The sequence below is a fragment of the Paraburkholderia sp. BCC1876 genome (assembly GCF_902833695.1).
Classification (GTDB): domain Bacteria; phylum Pseudomonadota; class Gammaproteobacteria; order Burkholderiales; family Burkholderiaceae; genus Paraburkholderia.
On record NZ_CADFGI010000003.1, the window covers coordinates 371615 to 397242 of the forward strand.

Annotated in this window: 26 protein-coding genes and 4 tRNA genes; 17 read left to right on the plus strand and 13 right to left on the minus strand. The window is 62.0% G+C overall.

Translation table 11 applies throughout. The annotated features are described in order from the left end of the window. The first annotated feature begins 92 nt into the window (after positions 1 to 92). The 5 genes from HWY05_RS13425 (at position 93) to HWY05_RS13445 (ending at position 3646) form a co-directional block, all read left to right on the plus strand. Positions 93 to 374, plus strand: a complete 282-nt coding sequence (locus HWY05_RS13425) for a type II toxin-antitoxin system RelE/ParE family toxin (RefSeq protein ID WP_176058663.1) — start codon at positions 93 to 95, stop codon at positions 372 to 374. A gap of 16 nt (positions 375 to 390) precedes the next feature. Further along, positions 391 to 846, plus strand: coding sequence for a HigA family addiction module antitoxin (locus HWY05_RS13430; protein WP_176058664.1), 456 nt, complete (start codon positions 391 to 393; stop codon positions 844 to 846). Between the two features lie 123 nt (positions 847 to 969). Then, positions 970 to 1986, plus strand: a complete 1017-nt coding sequence (locus tag HWY05_RS13435) for a class 1 fructose-bisphosphatase (protein WP_035547733.1) — start codon at positions 970 to 972, stop codon at positions 1984 to 1986. Between the two features lie 55 nt (positions 1987 to 2041). Beyond that, a tRNA-Thr gene (locus tag HWY05_RS13440) sits at positions 2042 to 2117 on the plus strand. A 407-nt stretch (positions 2118 to 2524) separates the two neighbouring features. Continuing rightward, a complete protein-coding gene (locus HWY05_RS13445) occupies positions 2525 to 3646 on the plus strand; it encodes a hypothetical protein (protein WP_035547736.1) in 1122 nt (373 codons plus the stop codon). On the opposite strand, the gene HWY05_RS13450 is transcribed toward HWY05_RS13445, so the two are convergent. Continuing rightward, positions 3631 to 3831 (minus strand): hypothetical protein, encoded by a 201-nt coding sequence (locus HWY05_RS13450; protein WP_035547738.1) that lies wholly within the window; start codon positions 3829 to 3831, stop codon positions 3631 to 3633. The two genes, HWY05_RS13445 and HWY05_RS13450, sit on opposite strands and share 16 nt — an antisense overlap. 27 nt (positions 3832 to 3858) lie before the next feature. Continuing rightward, positions 3859 to 4041 (minus strand): hypothetical protein, encoded by a 183-nt coding sequence (locus tag HWY05_RS13455; RefSeq protein ID WP_176058665.1) that lies wholly within the window; start codon positions 4039 to 4041, stop codon positions 3859 to 3861. A gap of 374 nt (positions 4042 to 4415) precedes the next feature. Here HWY05_RS13455 and HWY05_RS13460 point away from each other — a divergent pair, with 374 nt between their 5' ends. The 3 genes from HWY05_RS13460 (at position 4416) to HWY05_RS13470 (ending at position 8609) form a co-directional block, all read left to right on the plus strand. Next, positions 4416 to 7100 carry an excinuclease ABC subunit UvrA gene (locus HWY05_RS13460; protein WP_176058666.1) on the plus strand — a complete coding sequence of 895 codons (2685 nt, stop codon included), beginning with the start codon at positions 4416 to 4418 and terminating at the stop codon, positions 7098 to 7100. 473 nt (positions 7101 to 7573) lie between these two features. Further along, complete coding sequence (locus tag HWY05_RS13465; protein ID WP_028200145.1) at positions 7574 to 7723, plus strand: hypothetical protein; 150 nt, start codon at positions 7574 to 7576, stop codon at positions 7721 to 7723. A gap of 289 nt (positions 7724 to 8012) precedes the next feature. Beyond that, on the plus strand, positions 8013 to 8609 hold the full coding sequence (locus tag HWY05_RS13470) for a chorismate mutase (protein WP_035547745.1): 597 nt from the start codon (positions 8013 to 8015) through the stop codon (positions 8607 to 8609). Between the two features lie 48 nt (positions 8610 to 8657). Here the strand turns inward: HWY05_RS13470 and HWY05_RS13475 are convergent, their stop codons facing one another. After that, positions 8658 to 9809: an exonuclease domain-containing protein gene (locus HWY05_RS13475; protein WP_176058667.1), complete on the minus strand. Its 1152-nt coding sequence runs from the start codon at positions 9807 to 9809 to the stop codon at positions 8658 to 8660. 356 nt (positions 9810 to 10165) lie between these two features. Next, the gene (locus HWY05_RS13480; RefSeq protein ID WP_035547750.1) at positions 10166 to 10369 is read right to left on the minus strand and encodes a cold-shock protein; all 204 of its coding nucleotides are present in this window, start codon (positions 10367 to 10369) and stop codon (positions 10166 to 10168) included. A gap of 440 nt (positions 10370 to 10809) precedes the next feature. On the opposite strand from HWY05_RS13480, the gene HWY05_RS13485 reads away from it, so the two are divergent. Both HWY05_RS13485 and HWY05_RS13490 read left to right on the plus strand, forming a co-directional pair. After that, positions 10810 to 11073 (plus strand): hypothetical protein, encoded by a 264-nt coding sequence (locus HWY05_RS13485; protein ID WP_176058668.1) that lies wholly within the window; start codon positions 10810 to 10812, stop codon positions 11071 to 11073. 533 nt (positions 11074 to 11606) lie between these two features. Further along, positions 11607 to 12755, plus strand: coding sequence for a porin (locus tag HWY05_RS13490; RefSeq protein ID WP_035549383.1), 1149 nt, complete (start codon positions 11607 to 11609; stop codon positions 12753 to 12755). Positions 12756 to 12902: 147 nt separating this feature from the next. On the opposite strand, the gene greB is transcribed toward HWY05_RS13490, so the two are convergent. Next, entirely contained in the window at positions 12903 to 13472 is a 570-nt protein-coding gene (gene greB / locus HWY05_RS13495) for a transcription elongation factor GreB (RefSeq protein WP_035549386.1), read from the minus strand. 120 nt (positions 13473 to 13592) lie between these two features. Between greB and HWY05_RS13500 the strand changes: the two genes are divergently transcribed. Together HWY05_RS13500 and HWY05_RS13505 are read left to right on the plus strand one after the other, a co-directional pair. Next, positions 13593 to 13669: transfer RNA gene (locus HWY05_RS13500), tRNA-Arg, on the plus strand. 77 nt (positions 13670 to 13746) lie between these two features. Further along, a tRNA-Arg gene (locus HWY05_RS13505) sits at positions 13747 to 13823 on the plus strand. Positions 13824 to 13955: 132 nt separating this feature from the next. Here HWY05_RS13505 and HWY05_RS13510 read toward each other — a convergent pair. From HWY05_RS13510 to HWY05_RS13530, 5 genes are all read right to left on the minus strand, one after another. Next, entirely contained in the window at positions 13956 to 14447 is a 492-nt protein-coding gene (locus tag HWY05_RS13510; protein ID WP_176058669.1) for a phage protein NinX family protein, read from the minus strand. A 168-nt stretch (positions 14448 to 14615) separates the two neighbouring features. Then, entirely contained in the window at positions 14616 to 16973 is a 2358-nt protein-coding gene (locus HWY05_RS13515; protein ID WP_035547757.1) for a bifunctional (p)ppGpp synthetase/guanosine-3',5'-bis(diphosphate) 3'-pyrophosphohydrolase, read from the minus strand. Between the two features lie 141 nt (positions 16974 to 17114). Next, positions 17115 to 17318, minus strand: a complete 204-nt coding sequence (gene rpoZ / locus HWY05_RS13520; RefSeq protein WP_006025620.1) for a DNA-directed RNA polymerase subunit omega — start codon at positions 17316 to 17318, stop codon at positions 17115 to 17117. Between the two features lie 60 nt (positions 17319 to 17378). Further along, positions 17379 to 18059: a guanylate kinase gene (gmk, locus tag HWY05_RS13525; RefSeq protein ID WP_035547760.1), complete on the minus strand. Its 681-nt coding sequence runs from the start codon at positions 18057 to 18059 to the stop codon at positions 17379 to 17381. 18 nt (positions 18060 to 18077) lie between these two features. Beyond that, positions 18078 to 19001 (minus strand): YicC/YloC family endoribonuclease, encoded by a 924-nt coding sequence (locus tag HWY05_RS13530; RefSeq protein WP_035547763.1) that lies wholly within the window; start codon positions 18999 to 19001, stop codon positions 18078 to 18080. 242 nt (positions 19002 to 19243) lie between these two features. On the opposite strand from HWY05_RS13530, the gene rph reads away from it, so the two are divergent. From rph to HWY05_RS13550, 4 genes are all read left to right on the plus strand, one after another. Then, complete coding sequence (rph, locus tag HWY05_RS13535; protein ID WP_035547766.1) at positions 19244 to 19984, plus strand: ribonuclease PH; 741 nt, start codon at positions 19244 to 19246, stop codon at positions 19982 to 19984. Then, a complete protein-coding gene (rdgB, locus tag HWY05_RS13540) occupies positions 19977 to 20624 on the plus strand; it encodes an RdgB/HAM1 family non-canonical purine NTP pyrophosphatase (RefSeq protein WP_176058670.1) in 648 nt (215 codons plus the stop codon). Before rph ends, rdgB begins: the two co-directional genes overlap by 8 nt. Further along, positions 20621 to 21850 (plus strand): radical SAM family heme chaperone HemW, encoded by a 1230-nt coding sequence (gene hemW, locus HWY05_RS13545; RefSeq protein ID WP_176058671.1) that lies wholly within the window; start codon positions 20621 to 20623, stop codon positions 21848 to 21850. Before rdgB ends, hemW begins: the two co-directional genes overlap by 4 nt. 55 nt (positions 21851 to 21905) lie before the next feature. Then, positions 21906 to 21995, plus strand: a tRNA-Ser gene (locus HWY05_RS13550). A gap of 195 nt (positions 21996 to 22190) precedes the next feature. Here HWY05_RS13550 and HWY05_RS13555 read toward each other — a convergent pair. Next, complete coding sequence (locus HWY05_RS13555; protein WP_208459090.1) at positions 22191 to 22685, minus strand: hypothetical protein; 495 nt, start codon at positions 22683 to 22685, stop codon at positions 22191 to 22193. Positions 22686 to 23247: 562 nt separating this feature from the next. Between HWY05_RS13555 and HWY05_RS13560 the strand changes: the two genes are divergently transcribed. After that, positions 23248 to 23715 (plus strand): hypothetical protein, encoded by a 468-nt coding sequence (locus HWY05_RS13560; RefSeq protein WP_176058673.1) that lies wholly within the window; start codon positions 23248 to 23250, stop codon positions 23713 to 23715. Here the strand turns inward: HWY05_RS13560 and HWY05_RS13565 are convergent. After that, complete coding sequence (locus HWY05_RS13565; RefSeq protein ID WP_176058861.1) at positions 23705 to 23935, minus strand: hypothetical protein; 231 nt, start codon at positions 23933 to 23935, stop codon at positions 23705 to 23707. The genes HWY05_RS13560 and HWY05_RS13565 overlap by 11 nt on opposite strands. A 164-nt stretch (positions 23936 to 24099) precedes the next feature. Then, positions 24100 to 25320 carry a Bcr/CflA family multidrug efflux MFS transporter gene (locus HWY05_RS13570; RefSeq protein ID WP_035547777.1) on the minus strand — a complete coding sequence of 407 codons (1221 nt, stop codon included), beginning with the start codon at positions 25318 to 25320 and terminating at the stop codon, positions 24100 to 24102. Positions 25321 to 25628: the final 308 nt, after the last annotated feature.

Consider the following 25628-nt stretch of genomic DNA (forward strand, 5'->3'; position numbering starts at 1 on the left):
CCATCTGGCCGATTGTTCGAATAGCGCTGACAGGGTGAAAGTAAACGTACTCTTTTAACGGTTTACGTTTAACGCGAGGCGTTATATCATCCATGATCACGACATTCAACGACAAGGCTACGGCGAGAATCTTTCAGGGCGAGTTCGTGCGATCACTGCCGCTTCACATGCAGACACTCGCACGGCGCAAACTGCTCATGATCGACGCAGCCCACTGCATCCAAACTCTACGCGCGCCGCCCGGCAACCGGCTCGAAGCGTTGCAAGGCGAGCGCGGTGGGCAATGGAGCAGCCGTATCAACGCGCAGTGGCGCATCTGTTTCGGCTTTGTCGGCGAGCACGCGCTGAATGTCGAGATTGTCGACTATCACTGATTATTGGGAGGCCACCATGGTCATCAAACGCTCCGATCTGGACCGCATCGATTTCTCGGACATCGATACCGGCGAGAGCATGCCGGAAATCCATCCGGGCGAGATTCTGCGCGGCGAGTTCCTCGAACCGCTCGGCATGTCCGTCAATGCGCTCGCACTCGCGCTGCGGGTGCCGGCGCCGCGCATCAACGACGTCGTTCGCGGCAAGCGCGCCATCTCGGCCGACACCGCGTTGCGCCTCGAACGCTATTTCGGCGCGAGCGCGCAATTCTGGCTCAATCTGCAAATCGCCTACGACCTGCGCGTCGCCGCCGCGGCCGCCGGCGAGCAGATTGAACGCGAAATCGAGCCCATGCCCAAGGCGGACCGGCCGAAAATGCCGAAAATCACCGCCGAACACGCCCGCGCGGCGGCACTGGCCACCAGCTTGCGCAGCAGCGCCGAAGACGGCCGGGCACAGCGCGCAGCCTGACTCCCGGCACGCCGCGCGCGGCGCGTTGCGGCGTCGGCCAGTGCGGTCTTCGTCAAAAGCACGGAGCAGACACAACGAACGGTTAAAATCGAGAAATTCCTCAAGCCTTCCCGGAGTACAGCAATGGCTTTGCAACGTCGTACCACTCTCACGAAGTACCTGATCGAGCAGCAGCGCGAGACCAACAACCTGCCGGCCGACCTGCGCCTTTTGATCGAAGTCGTCGCGCGCGCGTGCAAGGCGATCAGTTACCACGTCAGCAAAGGCGCGCTGGGCGATGCGCTCGGCACCGCGGGCAGCGAAAACGTGCAGGGCGAAGTGCAGAAGAAGCTCGACATCCTGTCGAATGAAATTCTGCTCGAGGCGAACGAATGGGGCGGCAACCTGGCCGGCATGGCGTCCGAGGAAATGGAGCAGTTCTTCCCGATCCCGGCCAACTATCCGAAGGGCGAATACCTGCTGGTGTTCGATCCGCTCGACGGCTCGTCGAATATCGACGTCAACGTGTCGATCGGCACGATCTTTTCGGTGCTGCGCTGCCCGGACGGCCAGCAGCCCACCGAACAATCGTTCCTGCAGCCGGGCACGCAGCAGGTCGCCGCGGGCTATGCGGTCTACGGCCCGCAAACCGTGCTGGTGCTGACCACCGGCAACGGCGTGAACTGCTTCACGCTCGACCGCGAACTCGGTTCGTGGGTCCTCACGCAAAGCGATATGCGCATTCCCGTCGAAACCCGTGAATTCGCGATCAACGCGTCGAACGAACGCCACTGGTATGCGCCGGTCGAGCAGTACATCGGCGAATTGAAAGACGGTAAAGACGGCCCGCGCCAGAGCGACTTCAACATGCGCTGGATCGCGTCAATGGTGGCGGACGTGCACCGTATCCTGAATCGCGGCGGCATCTTCATGTATCCGGCCGACAAGCGCACGCCGGACAAGCCGGGCAAGCTGCGCCTCATGTACGAAGCGAATCCGATGGCGTTTATCGTCGAACAGGCCGGCGGCGCTGCGACAAACGGCGAAAAGCGCATTCTGGACATCCAGCCGAAGAGCCTGCACGAGCGCGTGGCAGTGTTCCTCGGCTCGAAGAACGAGGTCGACCGGGTCACGCGCTACCATCTCGAAGCAAAAAAATGAGCGCAGGGGCTTGCCAAGCCCGTAAAAAAGTCCCTATAATCTCGTTTCTCCTGATGCCGGAATAGCTCAGACGGTAGAGCAGCGCATTCGTAATGCGAAGGTCGGGGGTTCGATTCCTCTTTCCGGCACCATCAAGATTCAAGCAAAAAGCCCAGTCCTCGTGACTGGGCTTTTTGCTTTTCGGCGCTTGTTTCAGCACGCGTTTCAACACTCGCTCAAGCGCCATCGATCAATGGACGATCTCGTCCATTACCCGCCGAAGCATCGGACGGGAACGCCCATTCATTCACCGCTTTTTTCGTCGCGCCGTTGGCCCATGGGTCTTCGGCCGCCTGGCACGCGTCTCGCTCTAGCTGGTCCGGCGCCCTTTCATTAAACCAATAAGGGCGATCCACACAGTGTTGCTTGCTGGCAGCCGCTGATCCTCGCTACGTCGATGGAGCAGCAGCACGCGCCGGCCGCCGGTATTCCGACCGGCGTCCATGCGCAAACGTCTCGGGCCACACCGTTCTCCTGACCAACTTAAGGATCGAATCCCATGACCACCGTCGGCGAACTTCACACAAAAAACCTCGAAGCTATGGTTCCGGCAGCCAGTTCGACCTGGACGTCTCTAGGCGGCGCGTTTCGCGGCATCGCGGCGCCCGTCTACTACGGCGGAAGCCTCTATGCCTTCACGCGAAATACGGACAACACGTTGGGCATGTGTACCGTGACGTCGCCGACAACCGGTAGCTGGATGCAACTCGGCGGCCAACTGACGAACAGCCCGGCGTCGGCGATTTCGCCGAACGGAACGCTCGGCGTGCTCGGGCTCATGCAAGGCAACGTGGTCGAAATCAACTACGTCAATCCGTTCCAGGGCACGCAAACCGGCTTCAGCAATTTCGCGGGCGGCACGCCGTCGGGCGTCAGCTGGTCTGGCGCGCCGGTGATGACCGTCAACAGCAACAACCGGCTCGAGGCATTCATGCTCGACAGCCACGGCAACATGTGGCACACCTATCAGACGAGTGTGGGAACGAACCCGACCTGGAGCAACTGGTCGGTACTCGGCAGCACCTTCCTCGTCGGCGCCTCGTTCCAGGTTTTCCTGAACACGAATACCGGCGCGCTGCAGGCGGTCGCCATCGGCACGAATAACCAGATCTATCAGATGACCCAATATCAGGGCGGTGGCCGCGACGGCTGGAGTTCGCCGGCTCTGGTCGGTACGCTCCCGAGCGTCACGCCGCAATTCACGCTCGGCACGGCGGCCGCGTTCAATCCCGGCACGTCGTACTCGGTGTTCTCCGGCTTCAACAGCCAATCCGGTGTATCGGCAAACCCGTTGATGTATTCGAGCGGTTCGTATTCCAACGGAACCTGGGTGAACCTCACGCTGGCCGACTCGCCGATCACCACCTCCGCACCGCTGATGCTCAGCAACTCCGGCACGCCGCAATTGATTTACCAGTCGCAGACCAATCCGGGGCAAGTCGTGCTGCTGTCGCAGAACACGGCGTCGACGAGCTTCTGGAAAGGGCAGCAGCAGGTCGGCACGGCAAGCGGCGACTTGAGCGGCCAAATGTCCGGCGTCATCAATGCCGGCAACGTGGCGTTGTTCCAGTGCGGTCAGAGCAAGGGCCAGCTTTACTTCATCAACTATCTGCCGTCCTGATTGGTGAATTTCGCTTTCGCCCGCTGGTGAACATCTCCGGCGCGCCAGGCGCCGGAGATGACGACAACGGTGAGCGCCATCGCCGCTCGCCGTTTTTTTGCGCTCGCCTGGCGAAAGCGGATCGGCAGCGCCGCGCTGCCGAGCATGCGAATCCCGGCATCGACCGACAGGATCGATCGCTCCAAAGACGCCAGACCGTCGCGTGCCGCTCGCTATCTATAGGACGCGGTGGTGACGAGATTGCGAGCCAGCATCGACTGCTCGACACTGACCGGTTCGCTCCGCTGGGGCCCGTACGCGAGCACCGCCTCGCGCGGCGCCGACGTGAACCACAAAATCCGGCCCGCGCACTCGATGCCGACCTGACGTCCCTTCCAGTACACAGCGTTTTCCATGGCGGACTCCTTGTGAGGTAAAGCAGCCATCTTCCGCGCTCGCCTGACCGCGTCCGTTCGCGACCGCACGCGAGAGCGCTATCCATTCGATTCATTCGATCCATGATAGGCGGCGCGCCCGCCCATGCGCCGGGTTGTCATCCGGTGACGCGAATCTGGCGCAAAAACATGACCGCGCCGCCGCCCGGAACGGCAGCGCGAATTTCTGCTTTCCGGCGGGTATCGGCTACGCTGTCAGTCGTCGCGGCGCCGGCAACGTTGCCGTGCCGTGATAACTCAGACGGAATCCACTCATCGCCGGGCACGGTCCGTGCGGCCACTTCCGCGTTCAACGCCCGTAACCGGGCTGCCGCCCCAACCCGCTATTCATCCCCATGGACGCCATCCGCAAACCGCCCCGCTCGACAGCGACACGCTCCAATACTCCCGCGTTCACCGGCTTCGTCCGGGTGCGCGGTGCACGCGAACACAACCTGAAGAACATCGACGTCGACATTCCGCGCGATGCGCTCGTCGTGTTCACCGGCGTATCGGGCTCGGGCAAATCGTCGCTCGCCTTCGGCACGTTGTACGCCGAGGCGCAGCGGCGTTACTTCGAATCGGTCGCCCCGTATGCGCGGCGGCTGATCGACCAGGTCGGCGTACCCGAAGTGGACGCGATCGAAGGGCTGCCGCCCGCGGTCGCGTTGCAGCAACAGCGCGGCACGCCGAGCGCGCGTTCGTCGGTGGGCAGCGTGACCACCTTGTCGAGCCTCGTGCGCATGCTGTACTCGCGCACCGGCGACTATCCGGCGAAGCAGCCGATGCTGTTCGCCGAAGACTTCTCGCCGAACACGTTGCAAGGCGCCTGCCCAACCTGCCACGGACTCGGGCGCGTGTACGAGGTCACCGAGAAGTCGATGGTGCCGGACGACTCGCTGACCATCCGCGAGCGCGCGATCGCCGCGTGGCCGCCGGCGTGGCACGGACAGAATCTGCGCGACATTCTGGTGACGCTCGGCTACGACGTCGACACGCCCTGGCGCGATCTGCCGAAGCAGGACCGCGACTGGATTCTGTTCACCGACGAGCAACCGACGGCGCCCGTCTACGCCGGTCTCACGCCGAAGGAAACCCGCGCCGCACTCAAACGCAAGGACGAGCCGAGCTACCAGGGCACGTTCACGGGCGCGCGCCGCTACGTGCTGCACACCTTCGCGAACACCCAAAGCGCGCTGATGAAAAAACGCGTGTCGCAGTACATGATCGGTAGCGTGTGTCCGGCCTGCCATGGCAAGCGGCTCAAAAAGGAAGCGCTCTCGGTGAAGTTCGCCGGGCTCGATATCGGCGAGTTTTCGCAGTTGCCGCTGGCGGGGCTGGCGGCGCTGCTTCGGCCGATTGCTCGCGGCGAATGGCCGGAGTCCGGCGCGGCTCAGAGCGCGGCAAAAAACAAAGGCGCCATACTGAGCGAGAACGCGATGCGCGACGCCATCGACAAAAGAGTTGCCGCCGGCGGCTCGGCGCACAAAACTTCCCGCGACGTGCGGCGCACGCCGAACCTGTCCGAAGAAAAACGCGTCGCCGCGCAGCGCATTGCCGCCGAACTGCTGGAGCGGCTGACTACGCTGATCGATCTGGGACTCGGTTACCTCGCGCTGGAGCGCAGCACGCCGACGCTGTCCTCCGGTGAGCTGCAACGCTTGCGGCTGGCGACGCAGTTGTCGTCGCAACTATTCGGCGTGGTGTATGTGCTCGACGAACCCTCGGCCGGCCTGCATCCCGCCGACGGCGAAGCGCTCTTCACCGCGCTGCAATCGCTGAAGGCGGCGGGCAATTCGCTGTTCGTCGTCGAACATGATCTGCAGATGATGCGGCGCGCCGACTGGCTGGTCGACGTCGGCCCCGCAGCCGGTGAAGCCGGCGGCCATGTGGTCTATAGCGGACCGCCCGCCGGGCTCGAGAAGATCGAGGCCTCGCAGACGCGCCGGCATCTGTTCGCGCCGCCCTCGCCCGTCGCTCGCACGCCACGCGAGACCGCGGGCTGGCTGAAGCTCGCCGGCATCACGCGCAACAATCTCCGTGGCCTGAACGTCGCGTTTCCGCTTGGCTGCCTGACGGCCGTCACGGGCGTATCGGGTTCCGGCAAATCGAGCCTGGTGAGTCAGGCGCTGCCCGAACTCGTCGCGAGTCATCTCGGGCGAATCATCGAAAGCGCGGACGACGACGAACTCGACCCCTTGCTCGCCGATGCCACGCTACCGACCGGCGGCCATATCGCCGCCGGCATGGACGCGTTGCGGCGGCTGGTGCGCGTCGATCAGAAACCGATCGGCCGCACGCCGCGCTCGAACCTCGCCACTTATACGGGTCTGTTCGACCACGTGCGCAAGCTGTTCGCCGACACGCCGTTAGCGCGCAAACGCCGCTACAACGCGGGCCGCTTCTCGTTCAACGTCGCCCAGGGCCGTTGCCCGACCTGCGAAGGCGAAGGCTTCGTCAGCGTCGAGTTGCTGTTTCTGCCGAGCGTCTACGCGCCCTGCTCGACCTGCCACGGCACGCGCTACAACCCGCCGACACTGGAAGTGACCTGGCACGACAAAAACATCGCCGAGGTGCTGGACCTGACCGTCGACGCCGCCTGCACCTTCTTTGCCGACGAACCCGGCGTGATGCGCGCGTTAAGTGTGCTGCGCGACATCGGACTCGGCTATTTGCGGCTCGGACAACCCGCCACCGAACTGTCAGGCGGCGAAGCCCAGCGCATCAAACTCGCCACCGAACTGCAACGCACGCAGCGCGGCGACACGCTGTACATCCTCGACGAGCCGACCACCGGCCTGCATCCCGCCGACGTCGATCGGCTGATGATTCAGTTGCAGGGACTCGTCGACGCCGGTAACACCGTCGTGGTCGTCGAACACGATATGCGGGTGGCCGCGCAAAGCGATTGGGTGATCGACGTCGGGCCCGGCGCGGGCGACGCCGGCGGCACGATCGTCGCGAGCGGCACGCCGTCTGAAATCGCGCGCGCGAAGGATAGCCGCACGGCCGTTTATCTGCGGCCACTGCTGGCGGCGTGACGCTTTTTTAATTTTTGCAAAAAAAACTTAAAAACGCCTGTTGGGCGTCAACGAAATCGGAGAATCAATCGTTTACGAAAAGATTAGGCGGCTGAATGAGCAGACCAACGAACCGGTAATTAACGAACGTTCGGCCTCTTAACGAGAAAAGCCTGCCAATGCGGCAGCGCACAAAAATCACCGCGGTTTGTTCATATCAACTGCGTTGAACGCGTGACGCGCGAAGCATGAGAAGCACTGCGGCGAAATGCCCGTGCGACAGGGCTGACAGGGAAATGGAGGGGAGTATCGGACTGGTTTGAACGGGCGCGGGTAAAACCGGACATCCGCAAGGCAACCGATAAATTTTATTCAAACACTCTGTTCAAATGTTGAGCTGTGCCGATAAAGCAACAAAGAACAGGTGAGCTGCATCAGCTGCTGGTGCAAAACGGGGACCGAGGCAGATAATCGGTTTGTAAAGGAGAAAGATCATGGATGCCAAACCACCGAAGATTCCGACCCCGGACAAAGTTTTCAGCCCGGATCCGGAACCCGCTGGCGTCGAGTTTCTGGGTGCAGAACTGCCGGAGCACGTTCGCGCCTTTTTCGACGAACAACGAAAGTCGTGCGACTCGAAGTAATCAGTCGGTGGCGCGATGCAGCATCGGCGTCCGCGCATTCGGCGCGCGGCGCGGATTCGCACGCCCCTCGCGATGAGTTTTACGCTCTGCGGGTGACGCGGGTTAAAACCGTCTGAATTCGACGCCCGGGCGCGACGCCCAGCGTCCGGTTACGCTCGCCCTCAAGGTTTAATACGCGCTACGGGTTCTGTCTCACGCGCCGCTTTTCGCCGATGAATACGCCCGCAGCGCCGGGCATCGTCTATTCTTCTGGTTTTTCTTCCACGGCCGTCCGGCCATCGCCTTCTCCATGAATCGTTCGTTTCGCATTGGCGCGTTCTGTGCGCTGACGTTGTTCGCCGCGCTTGCTTTCACGTCCGCTCCCGCTGTGGCGGATGGCGACGACACAGCGCTCACCAATCTGATCGCGCTGGCTTCGCAGCGCCTTGCGCTGGCGGAGCCGGTCGCGCGCTGGAAGTGGGCGAATCATCAGGCCATCACCGATACGCCGCGCGAAAACGCACTGCTCGCCGACGTGGAGAAACGCGCGGCGGCCGCCAATGTCGACCCCGCGTTCGCTCATGCGTTCTTCCAGGATCAGATCGACGCGAGCAAGGACGTGCAGAACGCGCTGTTTGCCGACTGGCGCGCCACGCAACCACCGCAAGGACCGGCGCCGGACCTCGCCACCACGACGCGGCCGCAGTTGGATCGGCTGACGCAATCGCTGGTGGCCGGCCTCGCGCGCGTGCAGCCGCTGCGCTCGGCGCCGGATTGTCCGTCGCGCGTCGCGCAAGCGCTGGCTAATTGGAAGTCGCTGACACGCTACGACTCGGCCCGCTCGGGCGCGCTGACTCGCGCGCTGGGTCATGTGTGCGAGACGGGCGGTGTAGGCGCGACGGGTTGAGGCTACGCGGCGTGATAGAACGCCGCCAGGCTCAACCGGCTGAATGGTTTAAGCGAGACTCGGCGCGGATGCGCCGCTCGTCACGCTCAACGGCATCACGCGCAAACCGCGCGCGAGGTGACTTTGCAGGATGCGGTAGGTCGACAGTTCGAACGGCCCCGCGACGCTCGACGCGTGCAAATCCGCCGCCTGCGCGAGCGATGGCGCATGGCCCACATAGCGCCAGCGATCAACCACATGAAACGCGCGCGCCTGCGATCCTTCCTCGCGCTCCTCGAAAACAATCGGGCCTTGAAACGGCCAGGGGGCGTCCGCCGGATCGCTTTTCGTGACTCGCGGCACCCGGTTGTGACCGGGACGCAAGGTCGCGATCCACTGCGCTTCCGCCAGCATCGCGCCCAGTTCGCCACCGGTCGCGCGCCATTCGACGCGCCGCACCTGCTGCGCAAGTCGAACATCTTTCGACGACCGCTTTTCGCCGGTCAAATGCGAGCGCAAACGCTGACGCACCCGCACGCTTCGTCCGACGTACAGCGGCAAATCCTCTTCCCCATAAAACGCGTAGACGCCGCATCCGGCCGGCGCGCTGTCCAGCAGGTCCTCGGTGATGTCGCCGGCGAGCCGGTAGCGCCGCGTGGTGCGCTCGATCTGGGTCCGCAATACGTCTAGCGGCACAAGGCCATGCAGGCGCTGCCAGAACTGCCAGATCAGATCGGCGTCGGCGAGGGCGCGGTGACGATCTGACGGCACCAGCGCGTGACGTTCGACCAATGCATCCAGCCCGTGACGCTTTTCCGCCGGAAACAACGCGCGCGACAGACGCACCGTGCACAGCACGTCCGGATCGAACGCCAGCCCGGCGCGGCGAAACTCACCGCGCAAAAAGCCGCGATCGAAACTCGCGTTATGAGCGACGAAAAGTTTGCCGTTCAGACGCTCGAACAATGCCGGCGCGATCACGTCGAAGGTCGGCGCGCCGCGCACCATCGCATTGGTGATACCGGTGAGCTGCTGGATGAAGGACGGGATCGGCTGCTGAGGGTCGACGAGACTGCTCCAGCGCGACACGCCGGCGGGTCCGATTTCAACCACGCCGACTTCGGTAATGCGATGCTCGCTGGTCGAGCCGCCGGTGGTTTCGAGGTCGACGAAAACGATCGGGCCATCCAGGGCCGGCTCCGACAAAAACTGTTCAGACATGGAAAGGGATACTTTGGACGCGTGACTTTGCGGCAAGTATGCACCAGTTGGCTGGCCTGTACCCGGATTGCATCGAACGATCTGGGTTGAACGGCAGCGCGGCGCGCCACATTTCCCGGCCCTTCGCGCGACCGATAAAATCCATCACGATTATATTTTTCGGATAAACGTTGCAACGATCTGAAAAACGTTGTGCATTTGATTTTTTCGATCAGAAACGGCCATTCGAACCGGATAGTTAATTCGATCCAGCGCTGCGATAACGTCGAGATAACGAAACAGGCATTAAAAAAGCCCTCGCTTTCGTGCGAGGGCTCCTTGGCGATCCACTGCGCGATACGGCCGTGCGCGGCTTCTTACAGCGGCTGGATATTCGCAGCCTGCTTGCCCTTCGGGCCGGCCTTGACTTCGAACGAGACGCGCTGGTTTTCCTTCAGCGACTTGAAGCCGTCCGCGCGAATCTCCGAGAAGTGCGCGAACAGATCTTCGCCACCCGAATCCGATGTGATGAAGCCAAAGCCCTTAGCATCGTTGAACCATTTGACGATACCAGTTTCCATGTTCCAGTTTCCCTCGAGGATTTATAAAAATCGGGCAATGCCCTCACGCTGAATATCACTGTCAAATTATCCGCCATGGATTATTTCTGACAACCCATCTGAAATCAGATCGGTTAGTGAATTCAGCTTTGCCGTTATACGGGGGACGAAGAATCGTCGTCAAGCAAATTTTTAATATTCGTTTAGCTTGCAACACGCTATGCGTAACGCAAACTCAATCGGCAATGTTTATCGCATATCTCAGTAAATACTGAATAATTTTCACGTCATTATTACTGACTTAACGGCGCGACATGCGAAATAGCGGGAAAAAGTTCTGCACGACGCCCACTTATGTAACAAATGATATTTTTAGTAAGTGTTTTTCCGAGTTGTTGCGCCGCACTCGCATCAGCATCATTGAAAATAGTAAATGTTGTGATGCAGATCAGGAGAGTGCCATGTTGTTCAATGAAATCCGCCGGTTGGTCACGTGGCTCACGCAGTCGCACGTCAAGGCAACGGACGGTCAGTCCGAAGCTCACGCGGAAATGACAGGCTCCTCCGCCTTTCAGTTCGATACTGTGTCTCCCGCCTGGCACGGCGATCACTGGCAGAACCTGTTGTCGTCGCCCATGGGCGCGCGCCGCTATGTGATGGAAGACTGGAGCGTGCCGGTCAGCGCCGAATGGGATCTGACTGACGGCGCAGCGCCCGCACACTAACCGGCGCACGCATCCGCACGCCGACAGGCGAAAAAAAAGCGCGACTGGGAAGTCGCGCCGACAAAGGTTTGGAGATCTTTTTCGTCAACGAAAAAGTCTGCTTCGAAAAGCAGAGGTTTCAGTATAGCGGTTGAGAAGACGCCGATTATTTACACAATCAACAATCATCTATTTCATTCTCAACAACAATCCTTTTTTACGAATTATCTCGTTGTTTTTTTGCATCGGTTACTGTCGCAAATGAGCAACGACAATCGCTTCGAACCGCTTTCCCCATTCCGCGAATAGCGCCGACAGCCTTTATCTATAAGGCTCGCGCGGCATTCACACATCGTTTCCAATTGCGTAATACTTTATTGCGCAATTCGGAATGTCCATGTCGCAAGCCGTCTCTCTACACTTTGCGTAACCGGAAACCAGCGCGTTTTTTATCGCGCGCATCTCACACGGATCACGCCTCTCGCAGCGGCCGCGTGAAGGTCTCCCTAAAGCCTGGGTTCAATGCCCACTCTCGCTCTCGGAGTTACAAAATGATGAAGAAGACACTCATGGTCGCTGCCCTCACGGGCGTTTTTGCAACGGCTGCGCAAGCTCAAAGCAGCGTCACGCTGTACGGCTTGATCGACGCCGGCATTACTTATACGAACAACCAGCACGGCCATAGCAACTGGCAGGAAACCAGCGGTTCGGTGAACGGCAGCCGTTGGGGCCTGCGCGGCGCTGAAGATCTGGGTGGCGGTCTCAAGGCCATCTTCACGTTGGAAAACGGCTTCGGCATCAATGACGGCACGCTGAAGCAAGGCGGTCGCGAATTCGGCCGGCAAGCGTTCGTCGGTCTCGCAAGCGACCAGTTCGGCGCTGTCACGCTCGGCCGTCAATACGACAGCATGGTCGACTACGTCGGCCCGCTGGCACTGACCGGTACGCAATACGGCGGCACGCAGTTCGCGCACCCGTTCGACAACGACAACCTGAACAACTCGTTCCGTGTGAACAACTCGGTCAAGTATCAGAGCGTGAACTACGGCGGCTTCAAGTTCGGCGCGTTGTACGGTTTCTCGAACCAGGCTGACGGCTTCGCGAACAACCGCGCGTATAGCGCCGGCGCGTCGTACAACTGGGGCGGCCTGAACGTCGCTGCCGCTTACCTGCAACTGAACAGCAACGGCGCGACCGGCGCAGCGGCTGCGTTCAACTCGGGCGGCGCGGTGTCGAGCGACAACACGTTCTTTGCTGGCCGCCAGCAAACGTGGGGCGCGGGTGCGAACTACGCGTTCGGCCCGGCAACGGTCGGCCTGGTGTACTCGCAAACCAACCTGTCGGGTCTGGCTGGCATCGGCGCAGGTGCGTCGGGTCAATCGGCTGGTATCGGCGGCTTCGGCGGCGACAGCGCTCACTTCCAGAACTTTGAAGCGAACGCCCGTTATGCTCTGACGCCGGCAGTGAGCATCGCCGGTTCCTACACGTACACCAAGGCAAGCCTGGCCGGTACGCGTCCGCACTGGAACCAGTTCAACCTGCAAACCGCGTACGCGCTGTCCAAGCGTACCGACGTGTACCTGCAAGGCGAATACCAGCAAGTCAACGACGGCGCGATCGTCGACGCCGACATCAACGGTCTGGCGGCTTCGGGCAACAACAAGCAAGTGGCTGTCACTGCGGGTCTGCGTCACCGCTTCTAAAGCGGCAGGCAGGTCTCGTCGTATCGAAGGCGCCGTTCGCGGCGCCTTTTTTTATGTCGTCGAGCCGCAGGCGCGCCGGGTCAACGTCACGATGTCACGATCGCCTCGCCCGGGATCTCTTGTGCGACAACGTGGCGGCTCAGCGCCCTAGCCGCCCGTGTCCGGCGGTGGATACGTGACGTTGAGTATGTCGATCGGCTGCGGGCCGGCAGGCGTGTACAAGGTCACCGTATCGCCGATTTTTGCCTTGATCAGCGCGCGCGCAACCGGCGAGATCCAGCTCACGTAGCCGATATCCAGATCGACCTCGTCGACGCCGACAATGGTCACGACGTGATCCTCGCCGTCTTCGGTCGCGTACTCGACGGTCGCGCCGAAGAACACCTGATCGATGTTCTCCTGCTTACTGCTGTCGACCACTTCCGCGAGGTCGAGGCGCTTGGTCAGAAAGCGGATGCGCCGGTCGATCTCACGCAACCGACGCTTGCCGTAGATGTAATCGCCATTTTCCGAGCGATCGCCGTTCGACGCCGCCCACGACACCAGCTTGACCACTTCGGGCCGCACGACGTCGATCAGATTCAGCAGTTCGTCACGCATGCGCCGGTAGCCGGCAGGCGTGAGGTAATTTTTGGTCCCCGCAGGGACATCCGGCTGGGCGACGTCGAGGTCGTCGTCATTCTCTTCACTCGACTCTTTAACAAAGGCCTTGTTCATGATCATCCGTTGACTGCAGCAAACGACTGCCTATCAAGGGTACACGATCATGACCATGAGACAAATCGCAGTTACACCCTTCCCTTTTTGAAAACCTTTGCTATAATCTCGTTTCTGCGTGCGGCTGTAGCTCAGATGGATAGAGTACTTGGCTACGAACCAAGGGGTCGTGGGTTCGAATCCTGCCAGCCGCACCACTTATTCGAGGGCCTTCCTCCCGGGAGGCCCTTACGTTTTACCCAGTTTCACAAGTAATGCATTACCCGTTTAGCGTGCGGCTGTAGCTCAGATGGATAGAGTACTTGGCTACGAACCAAGGGGTCGTGGGTTCGAATCCTGCCAGCCGCACCACCTATAGAGGGCCTTCCGATCGGAAGGCCCTTTGTTTTTGTTCGACGGATTTTGCTTTGCTCAGTTGCTTCAAGCAGGCAGCCCATGCGCTGATGAGTTCGCTGGGCTCGCAACGGCGCGCCAGCCCTTCAGTTACCGCGGCGCCGACTGAATATCCCCAATCTGCCCATCCGGGTTCGGCATATCGCCACCATACGAACCTTGCGCGGTTTCCTCGCCGATCGGCCGTGCTCGCTCTCCGCTGAGCACCTGTGCCTCGTGCAGCACATCGTCCACGGTCGCGCCATACCGGCTTTCGACGAACGCCCGCAGCAACGCCTCCCGCAGCGAGTCCCCTCGCCCTTCCACCGTCCGGTGACTACCTTCAAAATCCGCGACGCAGTGCGCCAAGCCCTGATCGGTCCGCTCGCGAACTTCGAGCCGTTGCGCGCGCTCCAGTACCGCAGCCGCGGCCTCCCATGACGTGGACGGCGTGAACCGGCCGTCCCACGGACGTCCGCGATCATTGCCGAGAATCGAAACGGTTTCGCCGCCGTCGGTAAAGTGGATTTCGCGCACGAAGTCGTGCAGGCTGCGCGCGACCCAATAGTCGAGCGCAAGGCCGGTGAGGTCAGCTACGTTCATGAGCGTTCTCCCTGAAGAACACGTGAGACTCGCAGGCGGCCCGGGCGTTCAGATTGACGCGGAAGGCGCTTGAGACAAGCTAAGTGCAAAAAACAAAAGGCGCGCTCGCGCACGCCTTCGGCCCCATCTCAAGCACACCGCACATGGCGCGCGGTGCGCGGAACAAAATCAGTAATCCGCCCGCTCGCGATCAATCCGCATCCCGCCGTCGTGACGGTGATGACCTTCCTCGCTCGGTCGCTCGCGCGAAATGCGCATGACGTCCGGATTGGTACGCACGCGACGCATCACATTGGCAAGATGGACGCGATCGCTCACCTGAATCACGAAGCGCAGCACCGTGGACTCCTGCGACAGGTCTTCGTCCATCGCGATGTGCACGATGTTCGCGTCCGCCGATGTAATGTCGGCTGCCACGCGGGCAAACACGCCCTTGGTGTTCTGGACCAGCACCTTGACGGCGACGTCGAACAGACGCCCCGGCTGCGGCGCCCATGCCACGTCGATCCAGCGACCCGGATCGCGCTTATGGATACGCTGCGCGACGCGGCAATCCGTCGTGTGGATGGCCATGCCGAGGCCGATGCCGATATAGCCCATGATGTCGTCGCCGGGAATCGGACGGCAGCAGGCGGACAGTTGCACCGACATGCCCTCGGTGCCCGTGATAACCACCGGCGGCGCATGCGGCAGATCGGAGTTGGAGCGCGAGCCGTCGTCGTCGGCGTCGCGGCCGCTCATCAGCACCTCGATGCGCTTGGCCATGACGGCCGCGACACGCCGGCCGAGGCCGATGTCCGCGAAAATTTCCTGACGGTTCTTGTTGCCCGTCCACTGCACGAGCTTTTCCCACGCTTCCGGTGTAACGTCCGACAACGCCAGTCCGTAGCCCTTCAACGACTGATCGACCAGCCGCTCGCCGAGCTGCACGGACTCGTTCAAACGCATAGTCTTCAGATAATGACGGATCGCCGAGCGCGCCTTGCCGCTGCGCACGAACCCAAGCCACGCCGGATTCGGCTTCGAATACGGCGCCGTAATCACTTCGACGATGTCGCCGCTCTTCAACTCGGTGCGAAGCGGTAGCAGTTCATTGTTGATCTTCACCGCGACGCACTGGTTGCCCAGGTCGCTGTGGATCGAATACGCGAAGTCGAGCGCGGTGGCGCCGCGCGGCAACGCCATAATCTTCGACTTCGGCGTAAACACGTAGACCGCATCCGGGAACAGATCGATCTTCACGTGTTCGAGGAATTCGCTCGAGTCGCCGGCTTCGCTCTGAATATCGAGTAGCGACTTGAGCCACTGGTGCGCGCGCTTCTGCACGTCGTTCAGGTCGGCGCTGCCGTTCTTGTACAGCCAGTGCGCGGCCACGCCGGCTTCGGCGATCTCGTGCATCTTGCGCGTGCGCACCTGAAACTCGATCGGTGCGCCGAACGGGCCGACCAGCGTGGTGTGCAACGACTGATAGCCGTTCACCTTCGGGATCGCGATGTAATCCTTGAACTTGCCCGGCACGGGCTTGTACAGCGCATGCAGCGCGCCGATGCAGGTGTAGCACTCCAACGCGCTCTCGACCACCACGCGGAAGCCGTACACGTCGAGCACCTGGGAGAACGACAACTGCTTGTCGCGCATCTTCTTGTAGATACTGAAGATGGTTTTCTCACGGCCGGTGACTTCGGCGTCGATCTTCGCGTCGGCAATCGCGCGCTGCACCGACTCCAGAATCTTGCCCACCACTTCGCGCCGGTTGCCGCGCGCCGCCTTGACGGCTTTTTCGAGCGTGGCGTACCGGTGCGGGTTGAAGTTCGCGAAGCTCAGGTCCTGCAGCTCGCGATAAGTATTGTTCAGACCGAGCCGATGAGCGATCGGCGCGTAGATGTCCAGCGTTTCTCGCGCAACCCGGCGGCGTTTCTCGTGCGGCACCGCACCCAGGGTGCGCATGTTGTGCAGCCGGTCGGCGAGCTTCACCAGAATCACGCGGACGTCGCGCGCCATCGCGAGCAGCATCTTGCGGAAGTTTTCCGCCTGCGCTTCCTCGCGATTGCGAAACTCCATCTTGTCCAGTTTCGACAACCCGTCGACCAGTTCCGCGACCTTGGCGCCGAAACGCTCGGCGAGTTCGGCCTTGGTCACGCCCTGGTCTTCCATCACGTCATGCAGCAGCGCCGCCATGATCGATTGGGCGTCGAGATTCCAGCCGGCGCAGATTTCCGCGACGGCGACAGGATGCGTGATGTAAGGCTCGCCACTCTGGCGGTACTGGCCGAGGTGGGCTTCGTCGCTGAAATGGAAGGCCGCCTTGATGTCCTTGATCTCTTCCGGCTGCAGATAGCCGGACAAGGCGGACGTCAGTTTGGCAATCGAGACGACGTCATGCCGGCGCGGTTGCTCCGGCGTGGCGGTCGGCCCGAACAGATGGCGAAACGACTGTTCGAGGACCGCGTCGATGTATTTGCGTGCGGACGAGGGCGAGTCGGCGTCGTGTTCCACTTCCGTGGCGGTGGGCGGGGTGGTACTCATGGTCGCCTCCGCAGCGGTTGGGGTTGGACGCCGGTCTGCACGTTGATGCAATTACGTGTAGCAAATGCGTAAAGCGAGTGTAGCGGTGAAGCAAAAAGCACGTGAAGCAAGCGGGCAATCGAAACCGGAAAACAGCGCGCCTTAAACCGGCACCTTCTTCAGCATTTCGACGCCGACCTGGCCGGCTGCGATTTCGCGCAGTGCGACGACCGTGGGCTTGTCGCGGCTTTCGATCTTCGGCGTGTGACCTTGCGCGAGCTGACGCGCGCGATAGGTCGCGGCAAGCGCGAGTTCGAAACGGTTCGGGATCTGTTTGAGACAGTCTTCGACGGTAATGCGGGCCATGTTGGGTTCCTTCTCAGTATGTTACTTATTCTACCTTATGTGCTCGACACGCCGCCGCGTTCACGCGTGTGGCAGGTGAATGCCGAGCTGCACGAAAAGCTGCGTGTGGCGCGCGTATTGCGACGCAAAGCGCGAACGCGTTGCGGCCACGAGGCACTGCAGTTCGCCGAGCGCGCGATCGAAATTCTCGTTGATCACCACGTACTCCGCTTCGGCCGCGTGCGCCATCTCGCTACCCGCTGCGAGCAAACGCCGCGTGATCACATTCGGCTCGTCCTGGCCGCGTTTCTTCAGACGCTCTTCGAGCGCTTCGAGCGACGGCGGCAGGATGAAAATTTCGACCGCGTTGTGAAACTGTTTCTTCACCTGCTGCGCGCCCTGCCAATCGATTTCGAGCAGCACGTCATGGCCGCTTTTCATCTGATCCTCGATCCAGACGCGCGACGTGCCGTAGTAATTGCCGTGCACTTCCGCGCTTTCGAGAAACTCGCCGGTGTCGTGACGCGTCATGAAATCGTCGACAGTGGTGAAGTGATAATGCTCGCCGTCCTGCTCCTTCGGACGCGGCGGGCGCGTCGTGTAGGAGATCGACAGACGGATCGCGTCGTCGCCGGCGAGCAGCGCGTTCACGAGCGTCGACTTGCCCGCCCCCGACGGTGCCACCACCATGAACAGGTTGCCCGGATAAGCGCCGGCGTAGGGATTGCGCGGAGCGCCGGTTTCGCGTGTGTGGTCGGTCATGTTCGTGTTGCTCCCGCCTTATTCCAGATTCTGTACTTGCTCGCGCATCTGTTCGATGAGCAGCTTCAGGGTCATCGACGAATCCGCCAGTTCTTTCGCGGCGGCCTTCGAGCCGAGCGTGTTCGCTTCGCGATTCAGTTCCTGCATCATGAAATCGAGGCGCTTGCCGACCTTGCCGCCCTTCTGGATCACGTGGCGCGTTTCGTTCAGGTGCGCGGTAAGGCGCGACAGTTCTTCGGCGATGTCGATGCGAATGCCGTACATCGTCACTTCCTGGCGAATCCGCTCGTTGATCTCTTCACGCGAGACGATCGTCGCGGCCGTGTCCGGCGCGGCGATACCCAGCGCTTCCTGCAGACGCTCGACGATCTTCTGCTGATGCTTGGCGATCAGTTCCGGCACGAGCGGCGTGATCTTCGTGACGATCGCTTCCATCTCGGTGACGTTGGCGAGCAGCATGGTGGCCAGTTGCGCGCCTTCGCGGCCGCGCACGTCGATCAGGTCGGTAATGGCCTGTTTGCCGCAGGCGAGCACCGCGTCGCGCAACACGTCCTGCGCCACACCAGTTTCAGCCAGCACGCCCGGCCAGCGCATGATTTCACCGGTGCGCAGGCGCCCGGCTTCGGGGAACGTGGACAGCACCGTGCGTTCGAGCACCGCGAGTTGCGTCAGCGCTTCATGGTTGACCGAGCCCGCGCTGGCCGTCTGTTCGCTACGCTGCAGATTGATACGGATATCCACCTTGCCGCGCGACAGTTTGTTCATCAGCATTTCGCGCAGCGTCGGTTCGCAGACGCGCACGTCTTCCGGCATGCGGAAGTTCAGATCGAGAAAGCGCGAGTTCACCGTGCGCAGTTCGACCGATACGCTCACGCCGCCGGTGCCCGAGGCCGCGACGAGTTCGCGCGTGGCGCTCGCATAGCCAGTCATGCTGTAGATCATCGTATTTCTCGCGATTGTGGCCATGCGCTAGACGATGGCCGGAGAGTCGAATCGCCCGGCGCTGACGAGGCGCGGGGCGGAGAATCGGCATTATCCCATTTTTGCCGGAAGGGCCGTCCTGCCACGCTCGCCGCCGACCGGCGCACGGCGATGCATGCGAGCGCCCCGCACGCGACCGCCGCCACGCGATCGGCGGTAAAATCGCGCTTTCCCTCCCGCTTTTCTTCCAGACCGATCCCAACATGACCCACACCACCCAACGCCCCAGCGGCCGCCAGGCCAACCAGCTGCGCGACGTGCGCATTACGCGCCACTACACGAAGCATGCGGAGGGCTCGGTGCTGGTCGAGTTCGGCGACACCAAGGTCATCTGCACCGCGAGCATCGCCGAATCCGTGCCGTCATTCCTGCGCGACCGCGGCCAGGGCTGGCTGACCGCCGAATACGGCATGCTGCCGCGCGCCACCAACACGCGCAACGACCGCGAAGCCGCGCGCGGCAAACAGACCGGCCGCACCCAGGAAATCCAGCGGCTGATCGGCCGCGCGCTGCGCTCGGTGTTCGATCTCGAGAAGCTCGGCGCGCGCACGCTGCATATCGATTGCGACGTGATCCAGGCCGACGGCGGCACGCGCACGGCGAGCATTACCGGCGCTTTCGTGGCCGCGCATGACGCGGTGGCCAAGTTGCTGGCCACGGGCCGCATCGAAAGCTCGCCGATCAACGACTACGTCGCGGCGATTTCGGTCGGCGTCTACGACGGGCTGCCCGTGCTCGACCTCGATTACGACGAAGACTCGCAGTGCGATACCGACATGAACGTCGTGATGACCGGTGCGGGCGGTTTCGTCGAAGTTCAGGGCACGGCCGAAGGCGTGCCGTTCTCGCGCGCCGAAATGAACGCGCTGATGGACCTGGCGAGCGACGGCATCACCACGCTGATCGCGAAGCAGAAAGAAGCGCTGGAGCAAAAGAGTGAATGAGGTTCGTCAAAGCGGCGGCGAGTCCGGCTCGGATTCGCCGTTGAAAAAGGTGGTGCTGGCGTCGAATAACGCCGGCAAGCTGCGCGAGTTCGCGGCGCTGCTCGGCGCGGCCGGCATCGAACTGATTCCGCAAGGCGAGTTGAACGTGCCCGAGGCGGAAGAGCCCTATCCGACTTTCGTCGAAAACGCGCTGACCAAGGCGCGTCATGCGGCGAAGCTGACCGGCCTGCCCGCCCTCGCCGACGACTCCGGCCTGTGCGTGCGTGCGTTGCGCGGCGCGCCGGGCGTTTATTCGGCGCGCTATGCGCAGTTGGCCGGCGGCGAGAAAAGCGACGCCGCGAACAACGCGCGGCTCGTCGCCGCGTTGCAAGGCGAGACCGATCGTCGCGCGTATTACTTCTGCGTGCTGGCGCTGGTGCGTCACGCCGACGACCCCGAACCGCTGATCGCCGAAGGCCGCTGGCATGGCGAAATTCTCGACACGCCGCGCGGCGAGCATGGTTTCGGCTACGACCCGCACTTCTTCCTGCCGTCGCTGAACGCGAGCGCCGCGCAGCTCGAACCGGCGGTGAAGAACGCCGGCAGTCATCGCGCGATGGCGTTACGGCAACTGCTCACGCGCCTGACGGAGGAAGCGTGATTCCGATCAAACCGGTGCCGGCCGACATCGGCAATGGCGTCATCAAGGCATTCACGTCGCCGGGCAGTATCCGGCTGACGTCGCTGCCGCCGTTGGCGTTGTACGTGCATTTTCCGTGGTGCGTGCGCAAGTGTCCGTATTGCGATTTCAACTCGCATGAGTGGAAAGGCGACACGTTCCCGGAAAACGAATATCTCGACGCGTTGCGCGCCGATCTGGAGATGGCGCTGCCGCTGGTGTGGGGACGCCAGGTGCATACGGTGTTCATCGGCGGCGGCACGCCGAGCTTGCTGTCGGCGGCGGGACTCGACCGGATGCTGTCGGACGTGCGTGCGCTACTGCCGCTGGACGCCGATGCGGAAATCACGCTCGAAGCGAACCCCGGCACCTTCGAAGCCGACAAGTTCGCGCAGTTTCGCGCGAGCGGCGTGAACCGGCTGTCGGTGGGAATTCAAAGTTTCAACGAGGCGCATCTGAAAGCGCTCGGCCGGATTCACGACGCGACGCAGGCGCGCCACGCGGTCGAGGTGGCGGCCACCACGTTCGACAACTTCAATCTCGACCTGATGTTCGCGCTGCCGGGGCAAACGCTCGCCGAATGCCAGGCCGATATCAATACGGCGTTGGCATTCGCGCCGCCGCATCTGTCCTTGTATCACCTCACGCTCGAACCCAACACGCTGTTCGCGAAATTCCCGCCGGCGCTGCCCGACGACGACGCCTCCGCGGATATGCAGGACTGGATTCACGAGCGCACCACGGCTGCCGGTTACGGTCGCTATGAAGTGTCGGCGTACGCGCAGCCGCATAAGCAGAGCAAGCACAATCTGAACTACTGGCGCTTCGGCGACTATCTCGGCATCGGCGCGGGCGCGCATACCAAGCTGTCGTTTCCGAATCGCGTGCTGCGCCAGGTGCGCTACAAGCATCCGACCACCTTTATCGAGCAGGCCATGGCCGGCACGGCGGTGCAGGAAGAGAACGAAGTCGGGCCGCGCGATCTGCCGTTCGAATTCATGCTGAACGCGCTGCGGCTGGTGGAAGGGTTTCCGGTGCATCGGTTTATCGAGCGCACCGGGTTGTCGATGACGTCGATCGAACCGGCTTTGCAGGAAGCGGAGCGGCGCAAGCTGATCACGCGCGACCATGAAAAGATCGCGCCGACACCGCTCGGTCAGGCGTTCCTGAACGACTTGCAGGAGCTGTTTCTGAAAGATCCGCTGTGATAGCGGTTCGAGCGAGTGCCGCACGGCCGATTTTTCAGGTTACAATTTAGGGCTTGGAGGTGTGGCCGAGTGGTTTAAGGCACCGGTCTTGAAAACCGGCGAAGGAGCAATCTTTCCGTGAGTTCGAATCTCACCGCCTCCGCCAGAATAAGTGTTTTATCTCTTCGGAATCGCTCTGATTCCTTGGCCGGGAAGCCTCGCAGGTTGCACTTCCCGGCATCGACAGTACTGTCTTTCCCTCAGCAAAATCTGAAACGCCGAATGCGCCGACAGCCATCCTGGTCCGATGGTCCCGTCTGGATTGCTAGCGACCGGCTGACTCTCGACGACGCTATTGTCGCTACTGCGGCAACTCGTTTTGAAGGTGTTGTAACGCCTGATTCGCCTGTTGCAGTTGCTGCTCGACCCCATGCAATTGATTGTTGACGTTAGCAAGCTGCGCGCTCAACGCGCTCTGCAGAAACGCCAGTTCCAGTGGCGACCGGTTCGCGTGCTGGGGCCCCGGAAATTGATGCAGCTGACCTTGCAAGTGTTGGCGCTGCTGCAGTAAGTCCTGCCTCTGAAGCTGCAACTGTTGCACCTGCTGCTGCAACTGTCCGATGGCATGGTGCCCAAAACTCATCCCCCCAGGCGCCCCACCACGCCAGCCGCCCGGCACCCCGACCTCACCGTGCGCACGCCAGCTGCCGCTATCGTCCGGTTTGACGGGATACGCGTACTTCGTCGGCCTATCCGGCCGGTGCACTCGCCAGGTGCCGTTGTCCTTGTCGTACCTCACCGGGTAAGCCTGGGTGCCTTGCCTGATGTATGCCGCCCCGCTGTCGTCTTTGTACACGCCTCGATGGATCGCATCGGCCCGTAGTCGACCCACCGGTTCGATGGCGTAATGCGCGGGCACACCGAACCGCGCGTTGCTCGCGAATGGCCGCGACTCGCCTGGGCCGACTCCACCCGCGCGCCTTTCCCCATCCGACGACCCGTGTGCCGACGTATCGAACACGGCTGGCGCCGCACCCGACGTTGCCGCCGGCCCTACGCCTTGCGTCGCCTGTGCCTGTGCCAGACCTGATGCGTTCGCTTGACTGTTGGCTGACTGGACTCTCATTTCGCTATCCTTGTCTACGTGAAAAGTCGAATCGGCTTCGCCGAGCACTTTCCATTGCAGAAGTGCGAGTCCATTGAAGCACCGGAGCGCCGGCACAAGGTCGTAGTCTTATATCGGGCATATTGTTTCGTCAGCCTCCATCTCTCCAGCGACGCTCACTTCGTTCGGCCCGATTCAAACAGGCGTATCGCTCTACCGATAGAAAACTCAGGTCGACCGCGCCCCTCAACTTCCCGTTTCCCCGGTCGATATCCAATCTATCGATGCGGTACGCACACGCCAGGAGGCGCTCATGAAGATCCGTTCGTTAGTCTTTACGTTGATTTACGTGGCCGCGGGGTCGGGCGCATCGTTCGCGTTCGCAGGGGTATCGACGGCTTTGTCCGACGATGACAGCGCCGCCGTGTTCGGCTCGGCGACATTGTCAAATCTGCAGGATATCGGCGGCAGCGCGAAACTCGGGCCCGCTTCGGCGGCACTCGGTACGGATGCATTGCGCGGCGTCAGCGGCAACCTCGGCGTCAATCTCGCCGCCGGTGCGCTGAACGCGCAAGCCAATGAAATCGCGGTGATCGACACGCCTCGCGCGGAGATTTCCACGCAGCAGAATGTGCATGCCGTCGCACAGTTGAGCGGCAGCGATAGCGCAGAACTCGGCGCTCATGCATTAGCCGGTGCGAGCGGCAACGTCGGTGTGAATATCGCCGCCGGCGCAGGCAATGCGCAGTTCAATGGACTCGTGGTCCATCTCACACACTAAGCGCTTCCAGCCTTTCGCGCGCGTCCGCACACCGGCGATTCAGGTCGCGATGCATCAACTGGCTGTCGAGCAGCGCCGATACATCAGACAAACCGAAATCAAAGCGCAGGACGTATTCGATGTCCGTGTAATCGTGATAGGCGCCGCTGTCAGCCAGCTTCTGCGCTTCAGCGAAAGCGGCATGTTGCCGTTCGCCATTTATCAAATCTCTGATCGCCATGATTGCCGCTCCGAGGAACAGTGGTCCCATCATAGCAATGCAAATCGAAACACAGGGTCGCGCGCGTGCAACACCTGGTGTTTTCCGTAGACACATCGCATTGCGCGACGTGCACAAGCGCGCGCCGCTTCAGGCACCTTTGTCACCGTTGCGTAACGCGGCGTTCACACAGCCGCGACCGGCGCCTTCGTTCCATGCCATCTGACAACGAGAATCCGGCCCACATAACACAACACGCCAGCGACGCCGATGACGACACCCATGCCCTTCGGCGAGCCGTCCTGCCACCATCCGACCGCCAGACTCGACACCGCGCCGAGCGCCAGCTGCACCGCGCCGAACACGGCCGCCGCGGCGCCGGCATTGACCGGATAGCGATGCATCAGATCGGTCGTGCAATTGGCTGACAACAGTCCCACCACGCCGACCACGAAGAACAGACCGAACACGATCGACCACAATCCGCCGAGCCCGGTCAGCGACACGAAGCATACGAACAACGACGCGATACAACTGACGGTTGCCGCGAACGAGATGATCGGCAGCGACCCGAGTTGCCCGACGAGCCGCGTATTCATGAAGTTGCCGAACATGATGCCGACGATATTCAGCGCGAACAGAAAGCCGTAATGCTGGGCCGACACATGGAAGTACTCGATATAAACGAACGGCGTCGCCGTGATGTACGCGAACATCGACGCGAACGCCATGCCGCCGCACAGCATGTGCCCCCACGCCACCGGATCGCGCAGCAGCTTGCCGTACGCGCCGAACGACTTCAGCAGCGCCGACTCGGCCCGCTTCTCGCGCGGCCACGTTTCCGGCACCTTCAAAAACGCAGTGACCGCGCACAGCGTGCCGAACAGCGTCAGCACCACGAACACCACGCGCCAGCCGCCGAGCAGCAGCAACTGGCCGCCGATCAGCGGGGCAAGCAGCGGCCCGATCGACGTGACGATGGCGAGCATCGACAGCACGCGGGCGGCATCGGTTGGACCGTGCGCGTCGCGCGCGATTGCCCGTGCGAGCACCGACGCCGCGCCCGCGCCCAGTGCCTGCACGAAGCGGAACGTCACCAGCGAGCCGATCGAGAACGACAACGCGCAGGCCACGCTCGCCAGCGCATACATGATGATGCCGCCGAGCAGCACCGGCCGGCGTCCATAGGTATCCGACAGCGGACCGTAGAGCAGCATGCCGATCGAAAAGCCGAACATGAAGCTGGTCAGCGTGGTCTGCGCGGCGCCGTTGGTGATCGCGAACGCCTGCGCGATGGTCGGCAGGCTCGGCAGATACATATCGATGGAGATCGGCCCGCATGCGGCGAGCGCACCGAGCAACAGAATCAGCCGGCCATCGGGCCGGCGTCTGGTGACGTGAGACATGGGAATCCAGATGATGCGCCGCGCCGTGACCGGCGGCGGAACGGGTGAAACGGGGAATGCGACGACTTGACCGCCTCAATTGTACGCGACGGTTAATCTGAACATCGTGCAACACCGCGCGGCACCGCTTGGCACCACTTGGCACCACTTGGCGCCGCGACACACCGCGCAGCCGCACGCACTATCGCATCCGCGAATAATGCGCGTCCATGCTGAACCGCGCGCGTAGGCCCCGGCCCGCCACCGCGACCGCGCCGCCGATCGGTTAAGCTGCCGCCAGACCGATCCGGACGCCGCATGAACGATCC

What these genes read in the sequence shown, in the direction of transcription:
- HWY05_RS13425 (WP_176058663.1), top strand. Translation starts at nt 93, where the DNA reads ATGATCACGACATTCAACGACAAGGCTACGGCGAGAATCTTTCAGGGC.
- HWY05_RS13430 (WP_176058664.1), top strand. Translation starts at nt 391, where the DNA reads ATGGTCATCAAACGCTCCGATCTGGACCGCATCGATTTCTCGGACATC.
- HWY05_RS13435 (WP_035547733.1), top strand. Translation starts at nt 970, where the DNA reads ATGGCTTTGCAACGTCGTACCACTCTCACGAAGTACCTGATCGAGCAG.
- HWY05_RS13445 (WP_035547736.1), top strand. Translation starts at nt 2,525, where the DNA reads ATGACCACCGTCGGCGAACTTCACACAAAAAACCTCGAAGCTATGGTT.
- HWY05_RS13455 (WP_176058665.1), bottom strand. Translation starts at nt 4,041, where the DNA reads ATGGAAAACGCTGTGTACTGGAAGGGACGTCAGGTCGGCATCGAGTGC.
- HWY05_RS13460 (WP_176058666.1), top strand. Translation starts at nt 4,416, where the DNA reads ATGGACGCCATCCGCAAACCGCCCCGCTCGACAGCGACACGCTCCAAT.
- HWY05_RS13465 (WP_028200145.1), top strand. Translation starts at nt 7,574, where the DNA reads ATGGATGCCAAACCACCGAAGATTCCGACCCCGGACAAAGTTTTCAGC.
- HWY05_RS13470 (WP_035547745.1), top strand. Translation starts at nt 8,013, where the DNA reads ATGAATCGTTCGTTTCGCATTGGCGCGTTCTGTGCGCTGACGTTGTTC.
- HWY05_RS13475 (WP_176058667.1), bottom strand. Translation starts at nt 9,809, where the DNA reads ATGTCTGAACAGTTTTTGTCGGAGCCGGCCCTGGATGGCCCGATCGTT.
- HWY05_RS13480 (WP_035547750.1), bottom strand. Translation starts at nt 10,369, where the DNA reads ATGGAAACTGGTATCGTCAAATGGTTCAACGATGCTAAGGGCTTTGGC.
- HWY05_RS13485 (WP_176058668.1), top strand. Translation starts at nt 10,810, where the DNA reads ATGTTGTTCAATGAAATCCGCCGGTTGGTCACGTGGCTCACGCAGTCG.
- HWY05_RS13490 (WP_035549383.1), top strand. Translation starts at nt 11,607, where the DNA reads ATGAAGAAGACACTCATGGTCGCTGCCCTCACGGGCGTTTTTGCAACG.
- greB (WP_035549386.1), bottom strand. Translation starts at nt 13,472, where the DNA reads ATGAACAAGGCCTTTGTTAAAGAGTCGAGTGAAGAGAATGACGACGAC.
- HWY05_RS13510 (WP_176058669.1), bottom strand. Translation starts at nt 14,447, where the DNA reads ATGAACGTAGCTGACCTCACCGGCCTTGCGCTCGACTATTGGGTCGCG.
- HWY05_RS13515 (WP_035547757.1), bottom strand. Translation starts at nt 16,973, where the DNA reads ATGAGTACCACCCCGCCCACCGCCACGGAAGTGGAACACGACGCCGAC.
- rpoZ (WP_006025620.1), bottom strand. Translation starts at nt 17,318, where the DNA reads ATGGCCCGCATTACCGTCGAAGACTGTCTCAAACAGATCCCGAACCGT.
- gmk (WP_035547760.1), bottom strand. Translation starts at nt 18,059, where the DNA reads ATGACCGACCACACACGCGAAACCGGCGCTCCGCGCAATCCCTACGCC.
- HWY05_RS13530 (WP_035547763.1), bottom strand. Translation starts at nt 19,001, where the DNA reads ATGATCTACAGCATGACTGGCTATGCGAGCGCCACGCGCGAACTCGTC.
- rph (WP_035547766.1), top strand. Translation starts at nt 19,244, where the DNA reads ATGACCCACACCACCCAACGCCCCAGCGGCCGCCAGGCCAACCAGCTG.
- HWY05_RS13560 (WP_176058673.1), top strand. Translation starts at nt 23,248, where the DNA reads ATGAAGATCCGTTCGTTAGTCTTTACGTTGATTTACGTGGCCGCGGGG.
- HWY05_RS13565 (WP_176058861.1), bottom strand. Translation starts at nt 23,935, where the DNA reads ATGGCGATCAGAGATTTGATAAATGGCGAACGGCAACATGCCGCTTTC.
- HWY05_RS13570 (WP_035547777.1), bottom strand. Translation starts at nt 25,320, where the DNA reads ATGTCTCACGTCACCAGACGCCGGCCCGATGGCCGGCTGATTCTGTTG.